Source organism: Pseudomonas edaphica (genome assembly GCF_005863185.1).
GTDB lineage: Bacteria > Pseudomonadota > Gammaproteobacteria > Pseudomonadales > Pseudomonadaceae > Aquipseudomonas > Aquipseudomonas edaphica.
The window spans coordinates 1-2,924 of record NZ_VBVZ01000711.1; the positions used below are offsets into that span (position 1 = coordinate 1).

Genomic DNA, 2,924 nt, shown 5'->3' on the forward strand with positions numbered 1-2,924 from the left:
CGGTAATGGTGCTGCGGGCGGGGGCCACAGCTTTGTTGTACTGGACGCGACGGCTGGCCGTGTCGACCCGACGATCGGGTTTCCGACCGGCCCACTGGGCCAGGGCGCCGCAACAACGACCCAACTCACGGGCGCCCAGGGCGCCGGTGGCAATGGCAACCTGGTCTTGCAGACGTCGACCCTGACGCTGAGCGCAACGCCGACCATCACTGAAGCTGGTGGTGTGCTGACCTACACCGCCACCGTCACGCAGCCGCCGATCAATGACCTGAGCATCACCCTGTCCAATGGTGCCGTGATCACCATCACCGCCGGCCAACTGACCGGCACCGTTAACGTGCCGCTGGCACCGAATGACAGCCCGTACATCGACCCAAGCCAGATCAACGTGAACGTCACCGGCACCACCGGCGGCAACAACCTGGTGCTGACGATTGACCCGAACCCGGCCGTTACGCAGATTACCGACACCATCGACACCACCACCGTCACGTTGACGGCGGGCAATACCGTGACTGAAGGCGGTCAGATTACCTATACCGCCACCCTGACCAACCCGGCGCAAACCCCGGTGACTGTCACCTTGAGCAATGGCTCGGTGATCACGATCAAGGCTGGGGAGTCGGTTGGCACTGTTGTTGTCGATACTCCGGCGAACGACGTTTACAACAATGGCTCGACTGTCAGCACTACTATTACCGGTGCGACCGGCGGCAACTTCGAAAACCTGGTACCGAGCACTACGCCTGCGGTTACTACGATCACTGATTCGATCGACACCACCACCGTCACGCTGACGGCGGGTAACACCGTGACCGAAGGCGGTCAGATCACTTACACCGCTACCCTGACCAATCCGGCGCAGACGCCGGTGACTGTCACCTTGAGCAATGGCTCGGTGATCACGATCAAGGCTGGGGAGTCGGTTGGCACCGTCGTCGTGGACACTCCGGCGAACGATGTCTACAACAATGGTTCGACTGTCAGCACCACTATTACTGGTGCGACCGGCGGCAACTTTGAAAATCTGGTACCGAGCACGACGCCTGCGGTTACTACGATTACTGATTCGATCGATACCACCACCGTCACACTGACGGCGGGCAGTACCGTGACTGAAGGCGGCCAGATTACCTACACCGCCACCTTGACCAACCCGGCGCAGACGCCGGTGACTGTCACCTTGAGCAATGGCTCGGTGATTACCATCAAGGCAGGGGAGTCGGTTGGCACCGTCGTCGTGGATACCCCGGCGAACGACGTTTACAACAACGGTTCGACCGTCAGCACCACCATCACCGGGGCAACCGGCGGCAACTTTGAAAACCTGGTACCGAGCACTACGCCTGCGGTCACCACGATCACCGATTCGATCGACACCACCACTGTTTCGCTGACGGCTACCAATACCGTTACCGAAGGTGGGCAGATTACCTACACCGCCACCCTGACCAACCCGGCGCAAACCCCGGTAACTGTCACCTTGAGCGATGGCTCGGTGATCACTATCAAAGCTGGCGAATCTGTCGGCAGTGTGGTGGTCGACACTCCACCGAACGACGTTTACGTGAATGGCAGTACGGTGAGCACCACCATTACTGGCGCGACCGGCGGCAACTTTGAAAACCTGGTGCCGAACACTACGCCTGCGGTCACCACGATTACCGACTCGATTGACACCACGACGGTCACCTTGACGGCTCCGTCCGAGGCGAACGAAGGTGGTCAGATTACGTACACCGCTACGCTTTCCAATAAAGCGGGTACTGATGTAACGCTGAAGTTGGATAACGGCTCGACCATCACCATCAAGGCTGGCGATACCGTTGGCTCCGTGACTGTTGCGGCGCCTGGCGATGACGTGTTCATCGATAAGAGCACTCAAACCGTCAAGATCACTGACATTGCTGGCGGTAACTTCGAGAAGCTGGAAGTGGCTGGTGATGGTGCAACTACGACCATCAACGACACTATCGATAAGGTGGATGTCGTGTTGACCGCCACCACCACCGTTGGTGAAGGCGGCAACATCGTTTACACCGCGTCGCTGGTCGACAAGTCGGGTAATGCGGTGACTAACATCACCAATCCGTTGACCGTGACTCTGGACAATGGCCAGACCATTACCATCGGTGTGAACCAATCGAACGGCAGCGTGACCGTTGTAGCTCCAGATGACGTGTACAAGGGCGACCAGACCGTTACTACTGCTATCTCCAACGTGACTGGCGGCGAGCACTTCGAGAATTTGGTACCAGGTACTACGCCGGTCAGCACCACCGTCACCGATACACCGGGTACGGACAACACCACTACCGTCACGTTGACCGCGCCAAGCGCAGTCAATGAAGGCGGTCAGATTACGTACACCGCTACGCTCTCTAATAAAGCGGGCACAGACGTAACGCTGAAGTTGGATAACGGCTCGACTATCACCATCAAAGCTGGCGACACCGTCGGCACAGTGACTGTCCCTGCGCCTAGCGATGACGTGTTCATCGATAAGAGCACTCAGACCGTCAAGATCACTGACACCGCTGGCGGCAACTTCGAGAAGTTGGAAGTCGCAGGCGACGGCGCAACCACGACTATCAACGACACCATCGACAAAGTGGATGTGGTCCTGACCGCAACCACCACAGTCGGCGAAGGCGGCAACATCGTCTATACCGCCAGCCTTGTGGATAAAAACGGCGCGCCGGTGACTAACATCACCAGCCCGTTGACCGTCACTCTCGATAATGGCCAGACCATCACCATCGGTGTGAATCAGTCCAGCGGCAACGTGACCGTTGTCGCTCCAGATGACGTGTACAAGGGCGACCAGACCGTTACTACTGCTATCTCCAACGTGACTGGCGGCGAGCACTTCGAGAATTTGGTACCAGGTACTACGCCGGTCAGCACCACCGTCACCGATACAC

At 58.3% G+C, this 2,924-nt stretch carries 1 protein-coding gene; it reads left to right on the top strand.

Going from position 1 to position 2,924, the window contains the following annotated elements:
- On the top strand, positions 1-2,924 hold a 2,924-nt coding region (locus FEM54_RS29360), incomplete at both ends, for an immunoglobulin-like domain-containing protein (protein WP_338109372.1).